We start from the raw sequence: 24,276 nt of genomic DNA on the forward strand, positions 1-24,276 counted from the left end.
TCAAACGCCGAGAAGACGATGCTCGGGCTCGGCGACAAGATGACTCCCTGGGCAAGGATGATGCAGCGAAGGGGCCACTGTGACGTGTAAGCGGCTCGAATAGGCCGACCCCGCGTGTACTGTCCAGCCCACGAATGTCCGGTCCGGGAGCATCACCTGAACCGGAGGTGAACGAGGGATGTCCGGCGCTGAAAGAACGCGCGAAAGATGTCCCGCACTCGGGGGTCGTCTTACCGGCGGAATGCCTTCCGGGCCAGCCAGTTTCCGAGGAACTGCACCAGCTGCACAAGCACAATGATCAGCAGCACGGCCGCCCAGGTCACCACGGGATTGAACTGGCGGTAACCGTAGAGCAGCGCGAAGTTTCCGAGGCCGCCGCCGCCGACGTAGCCGGCTACCGCCGACATGTCCACGAGCGCCACGAAGATGAAGGTGTAGCCGAGGATGAGCGGGCCGAGCGCCTCGGGCAGCAGCACCGTGAAGATGATCCGGATCGGCCCGGCCCCCACGCTGCGGGCCGCCTCGATCACACCGGGCGTCACCGTGAGGAGGTTCTGCTCCACGATGCGCCCCATGGCAAAGGATGCCGCGAGCGAGATCGTGAAGATAATCGCCGCGTTGCCGATGCCGGTTCCCACCACGGTCCGGGCCAGCGGCTGGGCGGCGGCAAGGAAGATGATGAACGGGATCGGCCGCACGATGTTCACCAACAGGTTCAACACCACGAAGACCCCGCGGTTCTCGAGGATGCTGCCGGCGCGGGTCAGATACAGGCCGAGGCCCACGAGCAGGCCGCCGATCCCGCCGAAGAAGAGCGTGAGGCCGACGATGTAGAGGGTCTCCCCCGCGGCGATCCAGAGTTCGGGCAACAGGTCGATCAGGCTGTCCATCTCAGCGCACCTCGGTCACGGTCGTGAGGGTTCGCACCCGGTCGAGCGCGGCGTCGATGGCGGCGTCGGCCGCGGCATCCGTCGCCCCCGGCGTGGCCAGTGCCAGCGTCAGGTGTCCGAACGACCGGCCCTGGATCTCGTTGATGCCGCCGTAGACGACCTCGAAGGTGACGCCGGCGGAGACGAACTCGCCGAACACGCGGGCCTGATCGACGCTGCTGTCGCGGAACGCCAGCGTGACGAGGCGGCCCGGGTGACGCCGCCGCAGCACGGCGAGTTCCGACGAAGAAGGGAGACCCTTGACAACAGTCGAGACGAACCGGGCGGAGGCCGCCTGCTGCGGGTTCGAGAACACGTCGAACACGTCGCCGCGCTCGATCACCCGGCCCTGGTCCATCACGGCGACCTTCGTCGCCAGGGTCTGGATGACATCCATCTCGTGCGTGATCACGATAATGGTGACCCCGAATTCCTTATTCACCCGCCCGAGCAGGTCCAGAACCTCGGAGGTGGTCTCCGGGTCGAGGGCGCTGGTGGCCTCGTCGGCGAGCAGGATGCCCGGCTGGCTGGCTAAGGCCCGTGCGATGCCCACGCGCTGCTTCTGACCGCCGGAGAGCTGGTCGGGATAGGCGCCCGCCTTGTCGCCGAGCCCGACGAAGTCGAGCATCTCGGCGACCCGGGCCCGGCGCGTCTCCTTCGATTGTCCGGCCACCTCGAGCGGGTAGGCGACGTTCGCCGCGACGGAGCGTGACCCCAGAAGGTTGAACTGCTGGAAGATCATCCCGATGCCCAGCCGCACCGGGCGCAGCTCCCGCTCGGGCAGGCGGGCGATGTCGGTGCCGTTGATCAGGATCTCGCCCGACGTCGACCGTTCGAGAGCGTTCACAAGCCGCACCAGGGTGCTCTTGCCTGCCCCCGAATAACCGATGATGCCGTAGACATCCCCGGCGTCGATCGTGAGGCTGATTTTGTCGATGGCGACGACCTCGGCCCCGCCCCGGGTCGTGGGCAGGTACACCTTGCTCACGTCACGCAGTTCGACAACGGGGGTGGGGGCAGGCATGGGACGTCCTTACTGACTGGCGTGGCGCCGGACTGTGCGGCTGTGCTGGGCTGAGGTCGGGCGGCGCTACCTCTGGGCTATGGTGTCCTTCTCGACCGTGGCGAGGGAGGCCTCGAGGTCGGCGACCGGGGTCTTGACCATCACCGCGGAACCGGCGGACACGTCGATCACGCCATCCTGCACGGCCTTCGTGGTCTGGTAGATTTCGACCAGCTTCTGGTAGGTGGCGTTGTCCTTGTCCTTTGCGCGGGCCGCGAAAACGTTCACGTACGGGAGCGCGTTGGGGTCGGCGGGGTCGTCCTGGGCGAGGGCATCCTCAACCTTCAAACCGGCCTTCTCGACGAAGTCGTTATTGATGATCGCGGCGGCGACGTCGGGAAGCGACGTGGCGGTGAGCGAGGCCTCGAGCGCGGTCACGGTGACCTTGGACTTTTTCTTATCGATATCGTCGAGGGTCGAGTAGATGCTGCCACCGTCGGAGAGCGTAATCAGCTTCGCCGACTGCAGTACGAGCAACGCGCGAGCCAGGTTGCTGGCATCGTTCGGCACAGCGACGGTGTCGCCCTTCTTGATTTTGCTGACGTCGTCATACTGGGTCGAGTACAGGGCGAGCGGGTAGATCGCGGTGGCGCCGACCGGCGCGAGGTCTTCTTTGCTGGCCACGTTGTACTCGGCGAGGTAGACGATGTGCTGGAACTGGTTCAGGTCGAGCTCGCCGGCAGACAGGGCCGGGTTCGGCTGCCCGAACTCGGTGAAGTCGACGATGTCGACGGTGATGCCGGCATCCGCCGCGGCTTCCTCGTAGACGGCCCAGTATGGGTCGCTGGCGCCGACGACGCCGATCTTCACGGTCTCGTCGGCGGCCGCACCGGAGCAACCGGCGAGCAGGGCGACGAGCGGTACGACCGCGAGAGCGGCGAGCAGTTTCTTGTTCACGATGGGGTTCCCCTTGTTGGCTTCGGTGCCGTCTGAACGGCGGTGGGTGCCGGCGCGATTTCGGGCACAGAGGAACCACGGGACAAAGAGGGGTGGGAGTCTGTGCCGCTGCGTCGCGAGGCACGTTCCAAGGCTAACGGGAGATGCTGCGCCGCGTGCGCGCCAACGTCACACGCGGTCACAGCATCTGCGACTTCAGCCCTCGATCAACTCAGAGAGTTCGATCCAGCGGGTTTCGAAGCCGGCGATGGCGGACTCGAGCGTCTGCAATTCGGTGCTGAGCACGCCGAGGCCGTCGAAGTCGGACTGGTCGTGCACGGCGAGGCTCTCGTGCAGGGCCGCGATCCGCGCGTTCTGCTTGGCGACCTTGCGATCGATGGAGGCGAGTTCCTTCTGCGCGTTGCGGAGGTCGGCGCCACCGATGGCGAGCTTGCGCGCCGCCTTCCCGCCGGAGGTGTTCGCCGCGTTCGCCTCGGCGGGCTTGTCAATGCCGCTCGTCTGCTTCTTGCGCATCTCGAGGTACTGGTCCACACCGCCGGGAAGGTGGCGGAAGCCGCCCTCGGTGACCGCGTACTGGTTGTCGGTGACGCGCTCGATCAGGTACCGGTCGTGCGAGACCACGAGGAGGGTGCCGGGAAAGGAGTCGAGCAGGTCTTCCATGGCCGCGAGCATGTCGGTGTCCAGGTCGTTGGTGGGCTCGTCGAGGATCAGCACATTGGGCTCGTCGAGCACGATCAGCAGCAGCTGCAGGCGGCGCTTCTGGCCACCGGAGAGATCCTTGACCTGGGTGGTCAGCTGGGCGCTCATGAAACCCATGCGCTCGAGCATCTGGCCGGGCGTGATTTCCTTGCCGCCGGCCATGTACGACGTCTTCTGACGGCCGATGACCTCGCTGACGCGGTCGTTCTGGATGTCGTCGAGTTCGAACAGCTGCTGGGTGAGCACGGCGACCTTGATGGTCTTGCCGCGCTTGACGGTGCCCGTGGTGGGCAGAAGTGTGCCGGCCACCAGGTTCAGGAGCGTGCTTTTGCCGGCGCCGTTGACGCCCATGATGCCGGTGCGCTCGCCTGGTGCGATGCGCCAGGTGATGTCGTTCAGCACGGTCTTCTCGCCGAACTTCACGCCGATGTCGATCAGGTCGACGACATCCTTGCCCAGGCGCTGCATGGCCATCGACTGCATCGACACGGTGTCGCGGGGCGGCGGCTCGTTCTCGATCAGCTCGTTCGCGGCGTCGATGCGGAACTTGGGCTTCGCGGTGCGGGCGGGGGCTCCGCGCCGCAGCCATGCCAGTTCCTTCTTCATCAGGTTCTGGCGCTTGGATTCGGAGGCCGCGCTCATCCGGTCGCGTTCGACGCGCTGCAGGATGTAGGCGGCGTAGCCACCCTCGAACGGTTCGATCAGGCGGTCGTGCACCTCCCAGGTCATGTTGCAGACCTCATCGAGGAACCACCGGTCGTGGGTGACGACCACCAGGCCGCCGGAGTTCGTGGCCCAGCGGGTCTTCAGGTGACCGGCCAGCCAGGAGATGCCCTCCACGTCGAGGTGGTTGGTGGGCTCGTCGAGGAAGATGACGTCGTGGTCACCGATCAGCACGGAGGCCAGAGCCACCCGGCGGCGTTGGCCACCGGAGAGGTCGTCGACAAGGGCGTCCCAGGGGATGTCCCGCACGAGTCCCGCAATCACGTCGCGCACCTTGGCGTCGCCCGCCCAGACGTGCTCGTCGATGCCGCCGACGATGGTGTGGCCCACGGTCTGGCCCGAAGCGAGGTCGTCGGACTGGTCGAGCATGCCGATGGTGACGCCGCGCCGGCGCGTGACGCGGCCCGCGTCGGGTTCCATCCGGCCGGCGAGCAGGCGCATCAGGGTGGACTTGCCGTCGCCGTTGCGGCCGACGACGCCGATCCGGTCGCCTTCGTTGAGACCGGCGGTGACGCTGTCAAAAATGACGCGGGTGGGAAATTCAAGGTGCAGGGACTCGGCCCCGAGCAAATGTGCCATAGCTTTCGAGTTTAGCTGGCGCGGCTGAGAGGCCCGCGCGCCCCGGTTTCGCACCCGGTGGCCTGACTGTTGCCGAATCGGACATCTGTTGCCGGCACACCGGCAACAGATGTCCGACCGGGCCACAGTTGCGGCAAAACGGGGGGCTAGTCGTGGATGATCCGGGCCCCGTGCACCGGCCCGGTGGCGCGCACCACGCGCAGCCGGGACGCGCTCAGGGCGACCTGCAGTTCGAGGGCGCTGTCGGCATCCGCGACCAGGAAGGCCACGGTCGGGCCGGAGCCGGAGAGCAGGCCGGCCAGGGCGCCGTTCGCCTCGCCCAACTCGAGCACCTTGCCCAGGCCGGGGGCCAGGTGCAGCGCGGGGGCCTGCAGGTCGTTGTGCAGCGCCTCGGCCAGCATCCGCGGGTCGCCGGCCCGAAGCGCCTGCAGCACGTTGGTGTCGACGGAGGGCTGGATCTGGGCTGGGAAGATGTCCTGGGCGTGGCGTTCGCGGTGGCGGTCGAGCTCGTTGTAGACGCCGGGGGTCGAGAGGCCGAAGTCGGCGAGGGCGAGCACCCAGTGGAACTGCCCCTTGGCCAGGGCTGGGCTGAGCTGGTCGCCGCGCCCGGTGCCGATGGCGGTGCCGCCGGTGAAGGCGAACGGGACGTCAGCGCCGAGGGTCGCGGCGATCTCGATGAGGTCGTCGCGGGTGGCGTCGGTTCCCCACAGGGTGTCGCAAGCGAGGAGGGTGGCCGCGGCATCCGCCGACCCACCACCCATGCCGCCGGCGATGGGCACGTTCTTCTCGATCGAGAGGCGCACTCCCCCGCGATAGCCGGCCTTGCGGGCCAGGGCGCGCGCGGCCTTGATGGCGAGGTTGCTGCCGTCGACGGCGAGACCCGAGGCATCTATGGTGCCGGTGAACACGACCGAGAAGTCGTCGGCCGGCCAAGCGCGCACGTCTTCGAACAGTGACACGGCCTGGTAGGCGGTGGCCACCTCGTGGTACCCGTCTTCGAGGACCGCACCGACCTTGAGGCAAACGTTGATCTTGCCGGGCGCCCGCGCATGCACCACGGGAGAAGGGGCCGGGTTGGTCATGTGACTAACCTAGCCCAGCCGCACACTCGCGACTGCCCCGCGGCGGCACGCGTCAGTGTGCGGCGAGCTGGGCGCGGGCGATCGCCAGGAAGTCCTCGACCGTGAGCTGCTCGCCGCGCTCGGTAGGGTCGATTCCGGCGTGCGTCATGATCTCGGTGGCACTCGATGGGTCACCGAGAACGGAGGACAACGACTGGCGCAGCATTTTGCGGCGCTGCTGGAACGCGGCATCGACGAGGGCGAAGGTGGCGCGGCGCAATTCCTCGGATTCGAGCGGCCGGGCGCGTCGTTCGAAGGCGATCAGGATCGAATCGACGCCGGGAACCGGCCAGAACACCTGGCGGCTGACCTTGCCGGCGGTGCGGAATGCCCCGTACCAGGCGGCCTTGACGCTCGGGCTGCCGTAGACCTTGCTACCGGATGGCGCCGCGAGGCGCTCCCCCACTTCGGCCTGCACCATGACCACTCCGGCCCGGATGGAGGCAAAGTGCTCCAGCAGGTAGAGCAGCACCGGCACCGACACGTTATACGGCAGGTTCGCCACGAGGCGGCTCGGGTCGCCGGGCAGTTCCATGATCTTGAGCGCGTCGTTGCGGATGACGGTGAGCGGCGCGCCGGGATGCATCAGCTCGACCGTCAGCGGCAGCTGCTCGGCGAGCCGGTCATCGATCTCCACGGCCACGACGGTCGCGCCGGTCTCGAGCAGCCCCAGCGTGAGGGATCCCAGCCCGGGGCCCACCTCCAGCACAGTGTCGCCGGGTGAGACGGTTGCGACCCTGACGATGCGGCGCACGGTGTTGCCGTCGATGACGAAGTTCTGGCCGAGCTTCTTGGTGGGGTTGACGCCCAGCATCTCGGCCAGGTCGCGGATCTCGGCGGGGCCGAGGAGGGACCGTGCGCCGGGAGCGGCGGCTGGAGCAGCAGCGGGTGCTGCAGCGGGATCCGCGGGCTCGGCATCCGTTTCGAGAGCGGATGCCGGCTCCGGCACGGCGGCCGGCGCGGCATGCCGGCCGCCGGTGACTTCGTCGCTGACGGGTCGGGTGCCGGCCTCGGGTTCGTCTCCGGGAGCGTAGCCGTGGCGGGGCGGGGTCATGCGAGGCCTCCGACCCAGCTCGTGTCGGGCTCTGGCTCGGTGACCGTCACCGGTTCGGCGTCCCACCGCCCGTAGACGAGTTCGGTGTTGGACGAAATCTGGGTGGCGAGAATGGTGGCCTCCGTTTCTAGGTGGTCGGCCATGACGCGCAGGGTGTGCGGCAGCAGGTACGGCGCGTTCGGGCGGCCGCGGAAGGGTGCGGGGGTGAGGAACGGGGCATCCGTCTCGACCAGCAGCAGCCGGCGCGGCACCGCGGCCAGGGCCTCCCGCAGATTCTGGGCGTTCTTGAAGGTCACGGTTCCCGCGAACGAGAGGTACCAGCCGTTGTCGGCGAGGATGCGGGCCATCTCGACGTCGCCGGAGAAGCAGTGGAAGACGGTGCGATCGGGCGCGCCGACCCGCAGCAGGGTCTCGATCACCGCGGCGTGGGCGTCGCGGTCGTGGATCTGCAGCGCGAGGCCGTTCTGCTTGGCGATGTCGATGTGCGCCTCGAAGGAGCGGAGCTGGCTGGCGTGTCCTTCGGGGCCGGTGCGGAAAAAGTCCAGTCCGGTCTCCCCGATGGCGACCACGCGCGGGCGCGTCGCCAGCTCGGCGATCTCAGCCAGGGCGTCGTCGAGGGTGCCGGCGGCCTCGTAGACCGGGGCCTCGTTGGGGTGGATGGCGACGGCCGCGAGCATGCGCGGCTCCCGGGCGGCCATCGCGGCCGACCAGCGCGAGGTCTCCAGGTCGCCGCCGACCTGGATGACGCCGCGCACGCCGACGCTGGACGCGCGGTCGAGCTGCTCGGCCACGCTGAGCGACTGCTCACCGTCGGCGATCTCCAAGTGGGTGTGGTTGTCGTAGACCGGCACGACGAGCGGGTCGGGCAGCGGCGGGTAGCTCAGGTCCCGGCCGGCACCTTTTTCGCGCTGGCGCACGGGGCCGGCTTCGGGCCCGGGCTCGTCAGCCAACCGTGGCCTCGATGCGCGGGAAAAGCGCCTCGAGCGGGGAGACCCGCGGGCCGCCGGTCCACTCCCAGGCCCGGTCGATGCGCTGGTCGGTGACCAGGCCGATGCCGCCGAGGGCGGTCCAGAGCTTCGCCGTGGCCTGCGGTACGACCGGCGAGAGCAGCACGGCGAGCGTGCCCAGTCCGCGCACGGCGGTGACCAGCACGGCTTCGAGTCGGTCCCGGTCGGCCGGGTCCTTCGCGAGCGACCACGGCTCCTGGGCGGTGATGTAGCCGTTGAGCTCGTCGACCAGTTCCCAAATCGCGGCGATGGCGTCGTGGATGGCGAGGTGTCCGATGGCCAGTGTGGCGGCATCCGTCACCCGCTTCTCGGTGCCGCGAATGAGCTCGTCGGCCTCGCTGAAGTCGCCGGCGACGGGGATCTCGCCGTCGCAATAGCGCACGACCATGGCGATCACGCGGGAGGCGAGGTTGCCGAAGCCGTTGGCCAGCTCGGACTGGTACCGGGCGGACAGGTCTTCCCAGGAGAAGGAGCCGTCCTGGCCGAAGCTGATCGCGCGCATGAAATAATAGCGGAAGGCGTCGGAGCCGAACGTATCCGTGATCTGGTTTGGGGCGATGCCGGTGAGCTTGGACTTGCTCATCTTCTCGCCGCCCACGAGCAACCAGCCGTGCCCGAAGACCTGCCGAGGCACCTCGATGCCCGCGGCGAGGAGCATTGCAGGCCAGATGACGGCGTGGAAACGCAAAATATCTTTGCCCACGACGTGCGTCGCCGGCCAGAGGCGGCTGAACTTCTCGTCGTCGTGGCCGTAGCCGGCGGCGGTGATGTAGTTGAGCAGGGCGTCAAACCAGACGTAGACGACGTGGCTGTCGTCCCAGGGCACCTTGATGCCCCAGTCGAAACTGGAGCGGGAGATCGACAGGTCGCTGAGGCCCTGCTTGACGAAGGATATGACCTCGTTGCGCGCCGACGCGGGCTGTACGAAGTTCGGGTTCTCCTCGTACAGGGCGAGGAGCTGGTCGGCGAACGTGCTCATCCGAAAGAAGTAGTTCTTCTCGTGCAGCAGCTCGCAGGGGATGGAGTGGATGGCGCAGACCTGCTGCCCGGCGTACTCGCCGACCCCATCGATGAGGTCGCTCGGCTGCTTGTACTCCTCGCAGCCGACGCAGTAGAAGCCCTCGTACTCGCCCGTGTAGATGTGGCCGGAGTCATAGAGGTGCTGCAGGAACTTCTGCGCGTTCACTTCGTGGCGCACATCAGTGGTGCGGATGAAGTCGTCGTTTCGGATGTCGACCGTCTTCAACAGCGGCTTCCAGGCGGTTTCGACCAGACGGTCGGCCCACTCCTTCGGCGTGACGCCGTTGGCGGTCGCGGTGCGCAGGATCTTCTGCCCGTGCTCGTCCGTTCCGGTGAGCAGCCAGGCATCCTCGCCGGACTGCCGGTGCCAGCGTGCGAGCACGTCGGCAGCCACCTCGGTATAGGCGTGCCCGATGTGGGGGACATCATTCACGTAGAAAATGGGCGTGGTGATGTAAAAAGATAAGCCGTCGGACATGCTCCCATCCTATTAGGAGCAGCGGATGACGCTGGCCGTGTTACTTTGTGCCGCGATCGTCGTGGTGCGTAGGCCGAAGTCCGGCGGCAGCACCTGCCGCGCGGCCGGGCCCGGGTCCGGTTCGGGGCGTCCCGGAGGGCGAGGGACTCCCGCACGTCCGGGCCGTGCACCTTTTGGTGCGGGTAGTCCACGGGATCTGCTGAGCACGATCGCGCCGTCGTGCCCCCCGGCCGCGAACTCCTGTCAGGGCAGAGGCAGAGCCTGGAAGTCCGCGCGGGCCGCGGCGGGCTTGCCCGTCTTGCGCTCCAGCGCCGCCTCGTAGAGGGCGCGCTTACCGAGCCCGGTGGCGGCGGACACGTCGGCGGCCGCATCCTTGAGACGGATGCCCGACTCCACCAGCGCGAGCACCTCGACCACCCCGGTCTCCAGATCCAGCACGCGTGCCTCCGCCCCGGCGACCACAATGGCGATCTCGCCCTTGACCCCGCCGGCAGCCCACTCAGCCAGCTCGGTCGCTGTACCGCGCTTCACTTCCTCGTAAAATTTGGTCAGCTCACGGCAGACCACGACGCGGCGCCCGGCCCCGAACACCGCAGCCAGATCGGTGAGGGAGGCCGCCAGCCGGTTGGGCGATTCGAAAAAAACCATTGTGCGCCGCTCCGCGGCCACCTCGCGGAGGGCCGAAACCCGGTCGCCGTGCTTGCGGGGCAGGAACCCCTCGAAGGTGAACCGGTCCGTCGGCAGCCCGGACACGGCGAGCGCGGCGAGCACGGCCGACGGCCCGGGCAACACCGACACGACGACGCCGGCCGCCACCGCGGCATCCACCAGGTGGAAACCCGGGTCGGATACCGTCGGCATCCCTGCGTCGCTGAGCACCAGGATGTCGGTGTCGCGGGCGAGTTCGACGAGTTCGGCCGCCTTGCCGCGCTCGTTGTGGTCGTGCAGGCTGATCAGCCGCGGGCGGTTCTCGATGCCCAGGGCCTTGAGCAGGTGCACGGTGACCCGGGTGTCCTCGGCGGCGATAATCGTCATCGTGCCGAGCGCCTCGATCAGACGCTTTGACGCGTCGCCCAGGTTTCCGATCGGGGTGGCAGCCAGGAGGATCATGGTCCCAGTCTCGCAGCCACGGATCACTACGATGGTCACGTGTTCGTGACAAGCCGCGTTTTCTTCTGGGCCGGGCCGCTGGCGGTGACCCTGCTCGCGGCGGTGCTGCGACTCTGGAATCTCGGCGTGCCGCACGGGCTGGTGTTCGACGAAACCTTCTATGTGAAAGACGCCTGGACTCTCAACAACCTCGGCTACGAGTCGACCTGGCCCGAGGGGGCGGACGCCCTCTTCGCCGCCGGGCAGACCGATGTCTTCCTGTCCGACCCGTCGTTCGTGGTGCATCCGCCGCTCGGCAAGTGGCTGATCGCACTGGGTATGGCTGTCGTCGGCCCCGAACACAGCTGGGGCTGGCGGATCGCCACCGCCCTGATCGGTGTGCTGGCGGTCGTGCTGCTGATGTTGATCGCGAAGAAGCTGTTCGGGTCGACCGTGCTGGCCGTGATCGCCGGGTTCCTTTTCGCCATCGACGGCAACGCCATCGTGATGTCGCGCGTGGCCCTGCTGGACAACTCCGTGATGTTCTTCGCCCTTCTCGGGTTCGGCGCTGTGCTGCTCGACCGGGACCGGCACGCCACCAGGCTGTCTGCCCGCCTGGTCCAGGCGCGTGAGGCCGGGCGGGAGCCGGGCTGGGGGCCGACCCTGTGGCGGCGGCCCTGGCTGCTCGCGGCCGGCCTTGCCTTCGGGCTCGCCTGCAGCGTCAAGTGGTCGGGCATCTACTTCCTAGCCGCCTTCGGCGTCTACCTTGTTCTCGTCGACGCCCTCGCCCGGCGCCGCGCCGGGCTCCCGTTCTGGTTCAGCGCCGCCGTGCTCAAGCAGGCACCGGCGACCTTCCTGCTGATCGTGCCGGTGGCCGTCGCCACCTACCTGGCCTCCTGGACCGGCTGGTTCGTCACCCGGGGAGGCTACTACCGCGACTGGGCCACTACGCCGGATGCCGCGTGGACCGGCGCCCTCGCCTGGATTCCCGACTCGGTGCAAAGCTTCTGGCACTACCAGGTGGCGGCTTACACCTATCACGTCGGACTCTCCACGCCGCATCCGTATCAGGCGAACCCGTTGACCTGGTTGTTCATGAGCCGCCCGACAAGCATGTACTACCGCGGCTCCGCTCTGGGCGAGAACGGATGCGACGTCGCCACCTGCTCCGAGGCGATCACCGGCATCGCGAATCCGATGATCTGGTGGGCGGCCACGGCGGCGGCCTTCTACCTGGTGTATCGCCTGGCGCGCTATCGCGAGTGGCAGGTCGGCCTGATCCTGATGGGGCTGGTCGCCGGCTACCTGCCCTGGCTGATGTACCTAAACCGCACGGTCTTCCAGTTCTACACGATCGCGTTCGAGCCCTACCTGCTCCTCGGCCTCACTTTCGTGATCGGCGTTCTGCTCCCCCGGGCAGGCTGGGTCGTGCTGGGCTTCCTGGTGGCGGCCGCGCTCCTCAGCGCGTATTTCTACCCGCTCTGGACGGGCATCCAGACCCCGTTTACGTTCTGGCAACTGCACATCTGGCTTCCCAGCTGGCGCTGACTTTCACGTGCTTTTCCGGGAAACCGGAAGCCACTTATATGCCTCTGTGGGCATATACCGACTGGGAAAGCGGTGTGAAAGCACCCGTTTCCAAGGGGTCCGGCCCATAGAATATGGATATCTGTTTTACGAGTGTCTGCTCCATCATCGACTGAGAAGTCCGGATACAAACCAAAGGCCTCATGTCGGAAGCTGTTGCCGCACCCACGGTGCGCATTGTCAAGACCCGCCCGGGTGGCGATTCGAAAAACCCCACCACCGAGTATTCATCGCTGCTGCACACCGTGCGCAACCTTGGACTTCTGAAGCGCGCCACCGGTTTCTACTGGTTCGTCTTCTCCATGCTCGTGCTCGCCACCCTGGGAACCGGGACCGCGTTCGTGCTGCTCGGCGACAGCTGGTACCAGCTCATCGTCGCGGGCGTGCTCGGCATCATCCTCACCCAGTACGCGTTCCTCGCCCACGAGGCGTCGCACCGCCAAGTGTTCGAGGGCGGTCGCGCCAATGACCGCGCCGGGCGCATCCTCGCCAACCTGTTCGTCGGCATCAGCTACGCCTGGTGGATGAACAAGCACAGTCGTCACCACGCCAATCCGAACGTCATCGGCAAGGACCCGGACATCGCCCCCGACTTCATCGTCTTTCGGGAAGAGGACGCAGCGAAGGTCAGCTGGCTCGGCTCGTTCGTCACGCGCAAGCAGGGCTATCTCTTCTTCCCGCTCCTGATGGCCGAGGGGTTCAACCTGCACGTGCAGGGTTTCAAAACCGTCTTCGGCAAGAAGAAGGTCGACAAGCGCTGGCTCGAGATCAGTATGCTGACCACCCGCATCGTGCTCTATGTCGCCGCGATTTTCTACTTCCTCCCCGTCGGCATGGCGTTCGCGTTCATCGGCGTGCAGCTGGCCGTCTTCGGTGTCTACATGGGGGCGTCCTTCGCGCCGAACCACAAGGGCATGCCGCAGCTCCCCCACGAGAGCAAAGTGGACTTCCTCCGCCGCCAGGTGCTCACCTCCCGCAACATCCGCGGCGGCACGTTCATGGACACGTTCATGGGCGGACTCAACTATCAGGTCGAGCACCACCTATTCCCGAACATGGCTCGTCCGCACCTGCGCAAGGCCCAGGAGATCACCAAGGAATACTGCAAGACGCACAACATCCTTTACACGGAGACGTCGCTCTTCGAGTCCTACGGCATCGTCATCGCTTACCTGAACAAGGTCGGGCTCGGCGCCCGCGACCCGTTCGACTGCCCGATGGTCGCCCGGTTCCACCACCGGTAGATCGGCTGCAGCACTCCGACGAGCCGTGGGCAAAGCCCCTGTCCCCGTGCGGGAGAGGGGCTTTTCTCACGGATCGGCGACGGGTACCAGGCCCGCCGCGGGCAAAGATGGCCGTAAACTCGGTGCAATGTGGCTGCCCGGTGTGCTGGTCGCGGCCGCGGCCGCGCTGCTCGCCGGAATCGTCCACGCGCTCCTCCCTGCCCTGCCGCTGCTCACGCTCGCTGTCGCCTTCGGAATCGTCGCCGGTAATCTCCCGGTCGCCCACCGTGCGTTGACGGGAGTCCTTTCCAAGGGCCTGAAGCTCGCGGCCACCCGGTTCATGCGCATCGGCATCGTGCTGCTCGGCCTGAAGCTGAGCCTGGTGGACATCCTGGGCTTGGGCTGGGTGACCATCATGACCACCGTCCTGATCGTGCTGCTCACCTTCGTCGGCACCTACTGGCTCGGGCGCGCGGTTCGCCTGCCCGGCCGCCAGCCGATCCTGATCGCCACCGGCTTCTCCATCTGCGGGGCGTCCGCGATCGGCGCGATGAGCGGGGTGGTCAAGGCGAAGGATGTCGACACCGCCACCCCGATCGCCCTGGTCACCCTCTGCGGCACGCTGGCCATTGCGGTGCTGCCGGTGCTGTGGCATCCGCTCGGTCTGACCGATCTGCAGTTCGGGCACTGGGTCGGCGCCGGCGTGCACGACGTCGGCCAGGTCGTCGCGACCGCGCAGATCGCCGGGCCCGCCGCGCTGGCCGTGGCCGTCGTCGTGAAGCTCACCCGGGTGCTGCTACTCGCGCCGATCGTCGCCGTCATCGCCGTCGGCGAGCGCCGCCGCGAGACGCGCGTCGCCACGGTGACGGATACCCCCGTGTCCCGCCCGCCGCTCGTGCCCCTGTTCGTGGCCGGTTTCCTGGCCGCCGTTCTCGTGCGCACGTTCGCCCCGCTGCCGGACGCCGTGTTGGCCGGCGCGGACACCGTGCAGACCTACCTGCTCGCGGCCGCGCTCTTCGGGCTCGGCGCCGCCGTGAACCTCGGTTCCATCCTGCGCACCGGAGGCAGGGCCCTCCTCGTGGGTCTGACCTCCTGGACGTTGATCGCCACCCTCGCCCTCGCCGCCGTGCAGCTGCCCTGAGCCGGTGTCAGCGGCTCCGTCCCGAACGAATTCGACGGAGATTTGGCCCGAATCGCACCCAATCAGGCCGAAAACGCACTTTCAGAGCAGGGGAGCCAGAATCTCCGTCGAATTGGTTCGACGCCGAACAGCGAGGTGGCGCTCAACGGCGGGAGAGCCAGCCCCCGGCCGCGGCGTTCGGCGCTCGGTTCAGGGCGAACCGCGGCGGAGCGGCTGCGGTGCCCGTGGTCAGGTCGGCGAGGATTCGCCCGACCGTCGGCGTGAACTTGAAGCCGTGGCCGCTAAAGCCGGCCCCCACGATCACGGGGCCCACCCGGTCGAGCACGAAGTCCTCGTCGGCCGTGGTCGTGTAGGTGCAACTGACCGGTTCGAGCGTGTCGGGGTCGGCGCCGGGCAGCCATTCGCGCACATAGCGCGCCAGGGCAGCCAGCTGAACGGGCTCGGGTTGGAAGCTGCGCGCATCCGGGTCGGTGCCGGGACCCACGCCGTGCCAGCCGGCCTTGATCCCCTGGCCGGGCGTGTACAGGCCGTAGACCGGCGAGTACCAGTATCCGTAGCGCGGGTCGGACCAGGCGGGCGCATGGTTGAAGCCGGGCCACTCGGTCTCGGCGTGTGCGGCGGCGGCCGGGGAGGCGTCGCGCAAGGCGAAGTGCGCCGGCTGCTCCTGCGTCACCGTGAGGCGCGGCATCGGGATCACCCCGGCCAGCAGTGCGCTGGTCCACGCGCCGACCGTGACGACGGCGCGGCGGGCGATGATCGTGCCGGCCTCGTGGGTCACCCGCACCCGGTCATCGCCCTGCACTTCCAGGCGCTGCACGCGGATGCCGTGCCGCACGTCGGCCCCGGCGGTGGCCGCGGCGGTCTGCAGGGCGGTCACCGCGGCGTCCGCGTTCACCCGGCCGGCGTCGGGGGCGAACAGCACCCGGCCGTCGAAGCGGATGCCCGGCCAGCGTTCGGCTGCGGCCTCCGGGGCGAGGAACTCGGCGCACAGGCCCACCCGGGCCAGCATTGCCGCCACTCGGTCGAACGACGGATTCGCCCCGTGATTGACGACGCCGACCTGACGCAGGAGTGTGCTCTGCGTCTCTGCTTCCAGCTCGCGCCAGAGCGACAGCGCCTCGGCAAGCATCGCCACGTAGGTCGGTTCGGCGTAGGCGGTGTTGAAATTGCGGGAGGCGCCGTGCGAGGCGCCGTTGAGGTGCCCGGGCGTGAACCGCTCCAGCACGGTGACCGGCCGGCCCCGCCGCGCCAGCTGCCAGGCCGTCGCCGACCCCATTGCCCCGCCGCCGATGACGACCGTCTCCACGCGCTCTTCCATGCCCTTATCCTGCCCGACCGGGCGGCAGGCACGGGCACCGGGGCGGCCGCAAGTCGGCATCCGTTTCGCACTGTTACGCCCTTGTCCCGAACCCCCCGCCGATCATCGCTAACGTAAGGCCATGGCAGATCGCGAGTACGGTTTCAAGACCCGGGCAATCCACGCAGGCAACATCCCCGACGCCGTGACCGGCGCGCGGGCCCTGCCGATCTACCAGACCAGCGCGTTCGTCTTCGATGACGCGTTGGATGCCGCCGCCCGCTTCGCCCTGCAGAAGTACGGCAACGTCTACTCCCGCCTCTCGAACCCGACCGTGGCAGCCTTCGAGGAGCGCGTGGCCAGCCTCGAGGGCGGGCTGGGCGCCGTCGCCACCGCCAGCGGCCTGTCCGCGCAGTACATCACCTTCGCCAGCCTCGCCGGCTCGGGAGACCACATCGTCTCCAGTGCCAACCTCTACGGCGGCTCGATCACCCAGCTCGACGTGACGCTGCGCCGGTTCGGGGTCGAGACGACGTTCGTGCGCAGCGCCGACGCGGCCGACTACGCCGCCGCGATCACCGAGAAAACCAAGCTGATCTTCGCCGAGACGGTGGCCAACCCGTCCGGCGAGGTCGCCGACATCGAGGGACTCGCCGCCGTCGCCCACGCGGCCGGGATCCCCCTGGTGATCGACTCGACTATCGCCACGCCCTACCTGACCCGGCCGATCGAGTGGGGCGCCGACATCGTGATCCACTCCGCCACCAAGTTCCTCGGCGGGCACGGCACCACCCTCGGCGGCGTCGTCGTCGAGAGCGGACGCTTCGACTGGCACAGCGACAAGTTCCCGCTCTTCGGCGAGCCGGTGCCCAGCTACGGCGGTCTCGAGTGGGCCGGCAACTTCGGCGAGTACGCGTTCCTCACCCGCCTGCGCGCCGAGCAGCTGCGCGACATCGGCCCGGCCCTCTCCCCGCACTCCGCGTTTCTCCTCGCCCAGGGCGTCGAGACGCTCCCGTTCCGCATGCAGGCGCACGTGGACAACGCGCGCGCGGTGGCCGAGTGGCTCGACGCCGATCCCCGGATCGAGTACGTCAACTGGGCCGGGCTGCCGGCCCACCCGCACTATGACCGGGGCCTCAAATACCTGCCGCAGGGCCCCGGATCGGTCTTCAGCTTCGGCGTGAAGGGCGGCCGCGACGCCGGGCGCACCTTCATCGAATCGGTCGACCTGGCCAGCCACCTCGCCAACATCGGCGACGCCAAGACCCTGGTCATCCACCCGGCCTCCACCACCCATGCGCAGCTGAACGAGACCCAGCTCGTCGACGCCGGCGTGTTGCCCGGCCTGGTCCGCATCAGCGTGGGCATCGAAGACGTCGAGGACATCATCTACGACCTCGACCAGGCCCTTGGCCGGATTGCGGGGCCCAAATGAGCGAGCACCACGTGAACATCGACGCCACCCCCGATGCCACCCCCGACAGCGCCGCCGCAACGGTCACGGATGCCGCCGCGCACGACACCGTGCACCTCGCCAATGGGCTCAGCTGCTCAGTGCCCACCGGTTCCCCCCTCGCGAAGCTGCTGAAATCCCAGCGCACCTGGGTGGGTCCCGACGCCAAGGCCCGGCTGAAGATCCTGCGGGCGGCGAAGTCCATCGCCATCGTCGGCGCGTCGCCGAATCCGGCCCGCTCCAGTTATTTCGTGGGTACCTACCTGCAGCAGTCGAGCGACTACCGGGTCTACTTCGTCAACCCGAACGCGAAGACGATCCTCGGCGAGACGGCCTACCCGGACCTCGCGTCGCTGCCCGAGGTGCCCGACATCGTCGACGTGTTCCGTCGCGCCGGCGACATCCCGGCCGTGATCGACGAGGTGCTCGCAATCGGGGCGCCCACCGTCTGGGTGCAGCTGGGCATCTGGAACCAAGAGGCCGCCGAATACGGCGAATCGAAGGGGCTCACCGTGGTGATGGACCGCTGCATCAAGATCGAGCACGCCCGGTTCCACGGCGGGCTGCACCTCCTCGGGTTCGACACCGGCCAGATCACGGCGCGCAAAACCATCCGCTGATCCGTCCCCGGGGCGCAACCCCGGCACGGTTACGATGGTCGGATGACTGCGTATGTGTCGGCACTCGACCTCTTCTCCATCGGCATCGGCCCCTCCAGCTCCCACACGGTGGGCCCGATGCGGGCGGCGCTCACCTTCGCCGACCACCTGCGCGACGCCGGTCTGCTCGCCGACGTGGCCCGAATCGGCTGCTCGCTCTACGGCTCGCTCGGCTCGACCGGACTCGGCCACGGCACGCCCGACGCAGTCCTGGCCGGCCTCTCCGGGCTCCGCCCTGAGACCTGCGACCCGGATGACGTGCGCTCCGCCTGGTCCGGCCTGGCCGACGACGCCGTGCTGATGCTCGGCGGCAGCCATGCCATCCCCGTGCGAAAGGACGACGTGTCCTTCGAGGCGCGCACCCGGCTGCCCGGCCACCCCAATGCGCTGACCCTCACGGCCTGGGGGAACGACGCCGTCCCCCTGCTCGAGGAGACCTGGTACTCGATCGGCGGCGGCTTCATTCGGCGCGACGGCGACCCGATCGGCCCATGCAGGGCCGTGCCACAGCCGCGGCAGTACTCCTCCAGCGCCGAACTCCTCGCCCTCTGCGACCTTTACGCCGTCGCAATCTGCGACATCGCCCGCGCCAACGAGGAGACGATCCACGGGGCCGAGGCGCTCGACGTCGGCCTCGACGCGATTTGGAACGCCATGAGCGACTGCGTGGAGTCAGGACTCGAGGCCACCGGCACCCTCCCCGGCGGCCTTCAGGTCAAGCGCCGCGCGGCGGCCGTGCGCATGCAGCTAGAGGAATATGACCGGCTGCCGTCGCGTGAACGCGACACCTCGACCGAATGGCTGCATGCATTCGCCCTCGCCGTCAACGAGGAGAACGCCTCCGGCGGCCGCGTGGTCACCGCCCCCACCAACGGCGCGGCCGGCATCATCCCCGCGGTCGGCCACTACTACCTGCGCTTCGTGCCCGGGGCGGATGCCGCGGGAATCCGTCGCTATCTGCTCACCGCCGTCGCCATCGGTTCGCTCGTAAAGGCCAACGCCTCCATCTCCGGGGCGGAGGGCGGCTGCCAGGCCGAGGTCGGCTCCGCTTGCGCCATGGCGTCCGGCGCACTCTGCGCCGTTCTTGGCGGCACGCCGCGGCAGGTGGAGAACGCGGCCGAGATCGCGATGGAGCACCACCTGGGCCTCACCTGCGACCCCGTCGGCGGGCTCGTGCAGGTGCCGTGCATCGAGCGCAACGCCATCGCCGCGTCGACCGCCGTGTCGGCGGCCCGGCTGGCCCTGCACGGCGACGGCACGCACCTCGTCTCCCTCGACGCCGTGATCGAAACCATGCGCCAGACCGGCCTGGACATGTCGACCAAGTACAAGGAGACCAGTGAGGGTGGCCTCGCCGTCAACGTGATCGAGTGCTGACATCGCCACTCGCGCCCTAAGCTGGACGCATCCGCTCGGGGGCACGAACGGAACTTTCTGCGAGGGGGACATCCGATGAATTCTGCGCGACCGACAACCACTCCTGTCTGGGCGCGGGTCGCTCTGGCCGCCATGCTGCTGCTCCCGCTCGGCCTCACCGGGTGCGCCGGCGCCCCCGCTCCGGTGGTCACCGCGACGGTTACCCTCACGCCGACGCCCACTGCGACTCCCACCCCCACGCCGACCCCTGAGCCCGAGGCCCCGGTTGTGCCGAATCCGACTATCACGCCCAACGCCGAGGCCGTGCCCGTGGAGCCGCTGCCCGAGGGCCCGGCCGTCGACCTGGGCGCCAGTACGGGGGCCACCGGCGCCCCGGTCACCGATGGTGCGGGCGCCCCGACCAGCTACTCCGTGCTGGAGGGCGACGACTTCTTCGCCATCGCGCAGCGCTTCGACCTACCGGTGCAGCAGCTGTTGCGCATGAATCCGTCGGTGTCGGGTCTGGGTGAGAATATCTACATCCGGGACGTGATCAACCTCGACTGGACCACCACTGGGTAGCGCGCTCAGGGGTACATTCCCAGCTTCTCGATATGGCTCCGGTAGTCCGCTCGTCAAGGTGGTGACACGCCTCGAACGTCGGGGCGGCACGGCAGTGGGGTTCCCACAATTCTCCGGGCCGAGACCGACGCGGAAACGGACGCTCCGGATGGCACCGCCATCCACGCGGGAGAGCATTCTCGCGGGACGGTCGGGCCGTCCCTTCAACAACTCCGTTGCGAACGAATTCGACGGAGATTGTGGCCGAATCGCACCCAGTCACGCCGAGAACGCACTTTTACAGCAGGATCTCCGTCGAATTGGTTCGACACGGGGCACGGCCCTCCCTAAGCGATGGACAGCGTCCACGCGGTGGAGTCGGCCCCGTCCGTCCGTCCGGGTGCGCCGCAACGGCGGGGCCGGGACGCACGTGCCTTAGTGCGTCAGCAGGTTGATGCGCTCGATCAGGGTGATCGTGCGCAGCGACTCCCGCGGGTCGACCGGGATCGGAGCCCCACGCAGGATCGCGTCGGCCAGACCGGTGTAGAACGCCGCATAGTTGCCGCGCTCGGTCGGCACCCGGGTCAGCGCGCCGTCCCGTCCGAGTACGCCCCAGGCGGACTCCGGGTCGACGCCGAAACCCGGGTCGGTCGGTCGGGCACCCGCCGCGAGGGCGGTCTCCTGGCCGTCGAGGCCCCACTTGGTGTAGCCCGCCTCGGAGCCGAGGACGTGGAAGCGCGGGCCGACCTGGGCGGCGATCCCGTTCATCCACAGGTGCGAGCGCACCCCCGACCCGTGGTGCAGCGCCACGAAGGTGTCATCGTCGGCGACCCCACCCGGGCGTCGAATGAGGGTCTCCGCGTAGACGTCGTCGACCGGGCCGAACAGTTGCAGGGCCTGGTCGATCAGGTGGGCGCCGAGGTCGAAGAGCACCCCACCGCCCTGTTGGATGGTCGCGCCGACCTTCCACGATTTGGTCTGCTCCGGCTTCCACCATTCGAACCGGGACTCGAACCGGCGCACATCGCCGAGCGCCCCCGCTTCGATTACGCCACGCAGGGTGAGGAAGTCGCCGTCCCAGCGCCGGTTCTGGAACACGGTGAGCGGCAGGCCGAGGCTCACGGCCTTCTCGATCAGGCCGCGGCCTTCCCGGGCCGTCACCGCGAAGGGCTTGTCGACGACCACGGCGAGCCCGGCGTCGAGGGCGGCGTGGGCGAGTTCGACGTGCGTGCCCGACGGTGAGCCGATCACGACCAGGTCCAGGTCGTCCGCGGCGGCGAACAGGTCCTCGGCGGTCGACATCAGGCGCACCCCCGGGTGACGCTCACCGGCCTGCTCGCGCCGCACGGGGTCGCGGGTGACGATCAGGTCGAGCGAGAACTCGGGGTTCGCGCCGAGGAGCGGGCTGTGGAACACGCGTCCGGACGTGCCGAACCCGATCAGTCCGGTGCGGATTGGGGCGACGGATGCTGGCGACTGCGTCATGCTCCCACGGTACTCCCGGTGCGGCTTCCGCCCGGCCCGCTACAGCCGGTCGACGCCGGTGACGCGCACGACGGCGGCGCCCAGCTCGTCGGAGTCGGCCAGGTCGACCGTGGCACTGATGCCCCAGTCGTGGTCCCCCGCCGGGTCGTCGAATATCTGCCGCACGGTCCAGACGGATGCGCCCTCGTCGAAGATGATCAGGTCTGCGCTGCGCGCATTCGCCCCGGTCAGCAGCTCGTCGTGCAGGGCGAAATAGCCGTCCATGGCATCGACCCAGGCATCCGTGTGGAAACCGTGTTCCCGGTCAAGCTCGCCCAGGGCGTCATAGTTCTCGAGCGCGGCCAGCTGCACCCGGCGGAAGAGCTCGTTGCGCACCAGGATGCGGAACGCACGCGCATTGGTGGTCAGGCGGCGGGGCGCGGGCGGCAGCACCGACTGCGCAGCATCCGAGTGCACGGCAAGGTCCGGGTGGATGAGTTCCTCCCACTCGTCGAGCAGGCTCGAGTCGACCTGGCGCACCAGCTCGCCCAGCCACTCGATCAGGTCGAGCAGGTCTTCCGTCTTGGCGTCGTCGGGGATGGTTTGCCGGGCGGCCCGGTACGCATCCGAGAGATAGCGGAGAACGACGCCCTCGCTGCGGGCGAGCTTGTAGAAGGCCACGAACTCACCGAAGGACATGGCCCGCTCGTACATGTCCCGCACGACCGTCTTCGGGCTGAGCTCGAAGTCGGCGATCCACGGCTGGGATTCCTTGTAGGTGGTGAAGGTGACGTGCAGCAACTCCTCGAGCGGCTTCGGCCAGGTGATCTCCTCGAGCAGCGCCATCCGCTCGTCGTATTCGATGCCCTCGCGTTTCATGGCGTTCACGGCCTCGCCGCGGGCCGCGAACTGCTGGCCCATCAGCACCGGGCGCGGGTTGTCGAGGGTGGCCTCGACGATGGAGATCATGTCGAGGGCGTAGTGGCCGCTGCCGGGGCCGGCCACATCGGGGTCGGCGTCGAGCAGGTCGAACGCGGCGAGCGCGAACGGCGACAGTGGCTGGTTGAGGGCGAAGTTGGGCTGCAGGTCGACGGTGAGACGGATGTCCCCGGCCGCGCTTTGCTCCACGATCCCTGCCGCGCGCAGGGTCTTGTAGATCCCGAGGGCACGCCGGGCGTGCGCGAGCTGGCGATTCCAGGGTTCGTGGTTGTCGAAGATCAGGTCGTGGACGTGGGTGAACGCGTCACCGCCGCGCCCGATGACGTTGATCAGCATCGCCGCGGTCATCTGCATGCTCGAGTGCATCGTTTCCGGCTCGGCCGCCACGAGCCGCTGGAACGAGGGCTCACCCCAGGACACGAAACCCTCGGGCGCCTTCTTGCGGATGATCTTGCGCTTCTTCTTGGGGTCGTCGCCGGCCTTCTCGATGGCCTTGAGGTTATCGGTTTCGTGGTCGGGCGCCTGGATGACGACGGTGCCGGCCGTGTCGTAGCCGGCCCGGCCCGCGCGGCCAGCGATCTGGTGGAATTCGCGGGCGTTGAGCTGGCGCATCTTGACGCCGTCGTACTTGGTGAGTGCGGTGAAGAGCACGGTGCGGATCGGCACGTTGATGCCCACGCCGAGGGTATCGGTGCCGCAGATGACGCGGAGCAGGCCGCGCTGAGCAAGCTGCTCCACCAGGCGGCGGTACTTGGGCAGCATGCCGGCGTGGTGCACGCCAATGCCCATCCGGATCAGCCGGGACAGGGTCTTGCCGAAGCTCGTGGTGAAGCGGAACTCGCCGATCAGCTCCGCGATCGCCTCCTTCTGTTCCTTGGTGGCGACCTTGACGCTGCTGAGGGCCTGAGCCCGTTCGAGCGCGGCCGCCTGGGCGAAGTGCACGATGTAGATCGGAGCCTGCCCGGTCTTCAGTAGCTCCTCCACCGTTTCATGCACGGGCGTGGTCTCGTAGTAGTAGTGCAGCGGCACCGGGCGCTCCACGCCCGTGACGACCGCGGTGGTCCGACGGGTGCGGCGCGAGAGGTCGTCGGCGATGAACGTGACGTCGCCGAGGGTCGCCGACATGAGGATGAACTGCACCCCGGGCAGGAGCAGCAGCGGCACCTGCCAGGCCCAGCCGCGGTCGGGGTCGCCGTAGAAGTGGAACTCGTCCATCACGACCTGGTCCACAGGAGTGTCCTCACCGTTTCTCAGGGCGAGGTTGGCCAGGATCTCCGCCGTGCAGCAGATGATCGGGGCGTCGGAGTTGACCGAGGAATCCCCCGTCATCATGCCCACGTTCTCGGCGCCGAAGATCTCCACCAGCGCGAAGAACTTTTCGCTGACGAGGGCCTTGATCGGCGCCGTGTAGAAGGTGCGCTTGCCGGCCGAGAGCGCGGCGAAGTGCGCACCGACGGCGACCAGGGACTTACCGGTGCCGGTCGGGGTGCTGAGGATCAGGTTCGCCCCGGAGACGATCTCGATCAGGGCCTCTTCCTGCGCGGGATACAGGGACAGACCCTGCTCCCCCGCCCACGTTTCGAAGGCCTCGAACAGCACATCCGGATCGGTGACATGCGGGAGGGCGGTGAGAGTTGCCATGATCCTTCGATCCTGCCCTATTCCACTGGGCATCCGCTCCGCGCCCGGCGGCCGGGTCGGAACCGAGCATGGTCTCTCCTCCGGCTGAGCGTGAACACGGGGACGATATGCCCGATCACCGCGGCCGTCACGGGCCGTTGCGGAGGACTCACAGGCCGCAAATCTAAGCTGGCGACATGGCCAGCCGCGACGTTTCCTCGTCCTCATTTCCGACGCCGCCGACGCCTCCCGCGCCCGGGCCGCCGGCCCGATCGGCCCCGGCAAGGCTCGGGCGGCCCGCGACGGCCGGCGTGGCC

At 68.3% G+C, this 24,276-nt stretch carries 19 protein-coding genes; 7 read left to right on the forward strand and 12 right to left on the reverse strand.

Going from position 1 to position 24,276, the window contains the following annotated elements; all coding sequences use genetic code 11:
* Positions 1 to 230: 230 nt before the first annotated feature.
* The 9 genes from E3T34_RS15520 to rsmI form a co-directional block, all read right to left on the reverse strand.
* Complete coding sequence (locus tag E3T34_RS15520; protein WP_104100811.1) at positions 231 to 890, reverse strand: methionine ABC transporter permease; 660 nt, start codon at positions 888 to 890, stop codon at positions 231 to 233.
* 1 nt (position 891) lies between these two features.
* Positions 892 to 1,953: a methionine ABC transporter ATP-binding protein gene (locus E3T34_RS15525; RefSeq protein WP_134343498.1), complete on the reverse strand. Its 1,062-nt coding sequence runs from the start codon at positions 1,951 to 1,953 to the stop codon at positions 892 to 894.
* Positions 1,954 to 2,019: 66 nt separating this feature from the next.
* On the reverse strand, positions 2,020 to 2,889 hold the full coding sequence (locus E3T34_RS15530; RefSeq protein WP_134343499.1) for a MetQ/NlpA family ABC transporter substrate-binding protein: 870 nt from the start codon (positions 2,887 to 2,889) through the stop codon (positions 2,020 to 2,022).
* A gap of 195 nt (positions 2,890 to 3,084) precedes the next feature.
* Complete coding sequence (locus E3T34_RS15535) at positions 3,085 to 4,890, reverse strand: ABC-F family ATP-binding cassette domain-containing protein (protein WP_104100808.1); 1,806 nt, start codon at positions 4,888 to 4,890, stop codon at positions 3,085 to 3,087.
* 146 nt (positions 4,891 to 5,036) lie between these two features.
* Complete coding sequence (locus E3T34_RS15540; protein WP_104100807.1) at positions 5,037 to 5,972, reverse strand: 4-(cytidine 5'-diphospho)-2-C-methyl-D-erythritol kinase; 936 nt, start codon at positions 5,970 to 5,972, stop codon at positions 5,037 to 5,039.
* Between the two features lie 52 nt (positions 5,973 to 6,024).
* Positions 6,025 to 6,825 carry a 16S rRNA (adenine(1518)-N(6)/adenine(1519)-N(6))-dimethyltransferase RsmA gene (rsmA, locus tag E3T34_RS15545; RefSeq protein ID WP_233191393.1) on the reverse strand — a complete coding sequence of 267 codons (801 nt, stop codon included), beginning with the start codon at positions 6,823 to 6,825 and terminating at the stop codon, positions 6,025 to 6,027.
* 236 nt (positions 6,826 to 7,061) lie between these two features.
* On the reverse strand, positions 7,062 to 8,015 hold the full coding sequence (locus tag E3T34_RS15550; RefSeq protein ID WP_233191385.1) for a TatD family hydrolase: 954 nt from the start codon (positions 8,013 to 8,015) through the stop codon (positions 7,062 to 7,064).
* Positions 8,008 to 9,570 carry a methionine--tRNA ligase gene (gene metG / locus E3T34_RS15555; RefSeq protein ID WP_104100804.1) on the reverse strand — a complete coding sequence of 521 codons (1,563 nt, stop codon included), beginning with the start codon at positions 9,568 to 9,570 and terminating at the stop codon, positions 8,008 to 8,010. The genes E3T34_RS15550 and metG overlap by 8 nt, the downstream gene beginning before the upstream one ends.
* A gap of 243 nt (positions 9,571 to 9,813) precedes the next feature.
* On the reverse strand, positions 9,814 to 10,680 hold the full coding sequence (rsmI, locus tag E3T34_RS15565) for a 16S rRNA (cytidine(1402)-2'-O)-methyltransferase (RefSeq protein WP_104100887.1): 867 nt from the start codon (positions 10,678 to 10,680) through the stop codon (positions 9,814 to 9,816).
* A gap of 39 nt (positions 10,681 to 10,719) precedes the next feature.
* On the opposite strand from rsmI, the gene E3T34_RS15570 reads away from it, so the two are divergent.
* The 3 genes from E3T34_RS15570 to E3T34_RS15580 all read left to right on the forward strand — a co-directional run bounded on the left by E3T34_RS15570 (position 10,720) and on the right by E3T34_RS15580 (position 14,610).
* Positions 10,720 to 12,207 carry a dolichyl-phosphate-mannose--protein mannosyltransferase gene (locus tag E3T34_RS15570; RefSeq protein ID WP_134343500.1) on the forward strand — a complete coding sequence of 496 codons (1,488 nt, stop codon included), beginning with the start codon at positions 10,720 to 10,722 and terminating at the stop codon, positions 12,205 to 12,207.
* Between the two features lie 182 nt (positions 12,208 to 12,389).
* A complete protein-coding gene (locus tag E3T34_RS15575) occupies positions 12,390 to 13,490 on the forward strand; it encodes an acyl-CoA desaturase (RefSeq protein ID WP_134343501.1) in 1,101 nt (366 codons plus the stop codon).
* A gap of 127 nt (positions 13,491 to 13,617) precedes the next feature.
* Positions 13,618 to 14,610: a YeiH family protein gene (locus E3T34_RS15580; RefSeq protein ID WP_134343502.1), complete on the forward strand. Its 993-nt coding sequence runs from the start codon at positions 13,618 to 13,620 to the stop codon at positions 14,608 to 14,610.
* A gap of 142 nt (positions 14,611 to 14,752) precedes the next feature.
* On the opposite strand, the gene E3T34_RS15585 is transcribed toward E3T34_RS15580, so the two are convergent.
* Positions 14,753 to 15,928: an FAD-dependent oxidoreductase gene (locus tag E3T34_RS15585; RefSeq protein WP_134343503.1), complete on the reverse strand. Its 1,176-nt coding sequence runs from the start codon at positions 15,926 to 15,928 to the stop codon at positions 14,753 to 14,755.
* 121 nt (positions 15,929 to 16,049) lie between these two features.
* Between E3T34_RS15585 and E3T34_RS15590 the strand changes: the two genes are divergently transcribed.
* From E3T34_RS15590 to E3T34_RS15605, 4 genes are all read left to right on the forward strand, one after another.
* Entirely contained in the window at positions 16,050 to 17,342 is a 1,293-nt protein-coding gene (locus tag E3T34_RS15590; RefSeq protein ID WP_134343504.1) for an O-acetylhomoserine aminocarboxypropyltransferase/cysteine synthase family protein, read from the forward strand.
* A 146-nt stretch (positions 17,343 to 17,488) separates the two neighbouring features.
* Complete coding sequence (locus E3T34_RS15595) at positions 17,489 to 17,980, forward strand: CoA-binding protein (protein WP_241976895.1); 492 nt, start codon at positions 17,489 to 17,491, stop codon at positions 17,978 to 17,980.
* 42 nt (positions 17,981 to 18,022) lie between these two features.
* Positions 18,023 to 19,396: an L-serine ammonia-lyase gene (locus E3T34_RS15600; RefSeq protein ID WP_134343506.1), complete on the forward strand. Its 1,374-nt coding sequence runs from the start codon at positions 18,023 to 18,025 to the stop codon at positions 19,394 to 19,396.
* A 75-nt stretch (positions 19,397 to 19,471) separates the two neighbouring features.
* Positions 19,472 to 19,957 carry a LysM domain-containing protein gene (locus E3T34_RS15605; protein ID WP_134343507.1) on the forward strand — a complete coding sequence of 162 codons (486 nt, stop codon included), beginning with the start codon at positions 19,472 to 19,474 and terminating at the stop codon, positions 19,955 to 19,957.
* Positions 19,958 to 20,371: 414 nt separating this feature from the next.
* Here the strand turns inward: E3T34_RS15605 and E3T34_RS15610 are convergent, their stop codons facing one another.
* Both E3T34_RS15610 and E3T34_RS15615 read right to left on the reverse strand, forming a co-directional pair.
* The gene (locus tag E3T34_RS15610; RefSeq protein WP_104100795.1) at positions 20,372 to 21,421 is read right to left on the reverse strand and encodes a Gfo/Idh/MocA family oxidoreductase; all 1,050 of its coding nucleotides are present in this window, start codon (positions 21,419 to 21,421) and stop codon (positions 20,372 to 20,374) included.
* A gap of 39 nt (positions 21,422 to 21,460) precedes the next feature.
* The gene (locus E3T34_RS15615) at positions 21,461 to 23,980 is read right to left on the reverse strand and encodes an RNA helicase (protein WP_233191384.1); all 2,520 of its coding nucleotides are present in this window, start codon (positions 23,978 to 23,980) and stop codon (positions 21,461 to 21,463) included.
* Positions 23,981 to 24,276: the final 296 nt, after the last annotated feature.

The sequence above is a fragment of the Cryobacterium sp. TMT1-62 genome (assembly GCF_004403145.1).
GTDB classification, from domain to species: Bacteria; Actinomycetota; Actinomycetes; order Actinomycetales; family Microbacteriaceae; genus Cryobacterium; species Cryobacterium sandaracinum.

What these genes read in the sequence shown, in the direction of transcription:
- E3T34_RS15540 (WP_104100807.1), bottom strand. Translation starts at nt 5,972, where the DNA reads ATGACCAACCCGGCCCCTTCTCCCGTGGTGCATGCGCGGGCGCCCGGC.
- E3T34_RS15575 (WP_134343501.1), top strand. Translation starts at nt 12,390, where the DNA reads ATGTCGGAAGCTGTTGCCGCACCCACGGTGCGCATTGTCAAGACCCGC.
- E3T34_RS15605 (WP_134343507.1), top strand. Translation starts at nt 19,472, where the DNA reads ATGAATTCTGCGCGACCGACAACCACTCCTGTCTGGGCGCGGGTCGCT.
- rsmI (WP_104100887.1), bottom strand. Translation starts at nt 10,680, where the DNA reads ATGATCCTCCTGGCTGCCACCCCGATCGGAAACCTGGGCGACGCGTCA.
- E3T34_RS15610 (WP_104100795.1), bottom strand. Translation starts at nt 21,421, where the DNA reads ATGACGCAGTCGCCAGCATCCGTCGCCCCAATCCGCACCGGACTGATC.
- metG (WP_104100804.1), bottom strand. Translation starts at nt 9,570, where the DNA reads ATGTCCGACGGCTTATCTTTTTACATCACCACGCCCATTTTCTACGTG.
- E3T34_RS15615 (WP_233191384.1), bottom strand. Translation starts at nt 23,980, where the DNA reads ATGGCAACTCTCACCGCCCTCCCGCATGTCACCGATCCGGATGTGCTG.
- E3T34_RS15590 (WP_134343504.1), top strand. Translation starts at nt 16,050, where the DNA reads ATGGCAGATCGCGAGTACGGTTTCAAGACCCGGGCAATCCACGCAGGC.
- E3T34_RS15600 (WP_134343506.1), top strand. Translation starts at nt 18,023, where the DNA reads ATGACTGCGTATGTGTCGGCACTCGACCTCTTCTCCATCGGCATCGGC.
- rsmA (WP_233191393.1), bottom strand. Translation starts at nt 6,825, where the DNA reads ATGCTGGGCGTCAACCCCACCAAGAAGCTCGGCCAGAACTTCGTCATC.
- E3T34_RS15585 (WP_134343503.1), bottom strand. Translation starts at nt 15,928, where the DNA reads ATGGAAGAGCGCGTGGAGACGGTCGTCATCGGCGGCGGGGCAATGGGG.
- E3T34_RS15535 (WP_104100808.1), bottom strand. Translation starts at nt 4,890, where the DNA reads ATGGCACATTTGCTCGGGGCCGAGTCCCTGCACCTTGAATTTCCCACC.
- E3T34_RS15520 (WP_104100811.1), bottom strand. Translation starts at nt 890, where the DNA reads ATGGACAGCCTGATCGACCTGTTGCCCGAACTCTGGATCGCCGCGGGG.
- E3T34_RS15525 (WP_134343498.1), bottom strand. Translation starts at nt 1,953, where the DNA reads ATGCCTGCCCCCACCCCCGTTGTCGAACTGCGTGACGTGAGCAAGGTG.
- E3T34_RS15580 (WP_134343502.1), top strand. Translation starts at nt 13,618, where the DNA reads ATGTGGCTGCCCGGTGTGCTGGTCGCGGCCGCGGCCGCGCTGCTCGCC.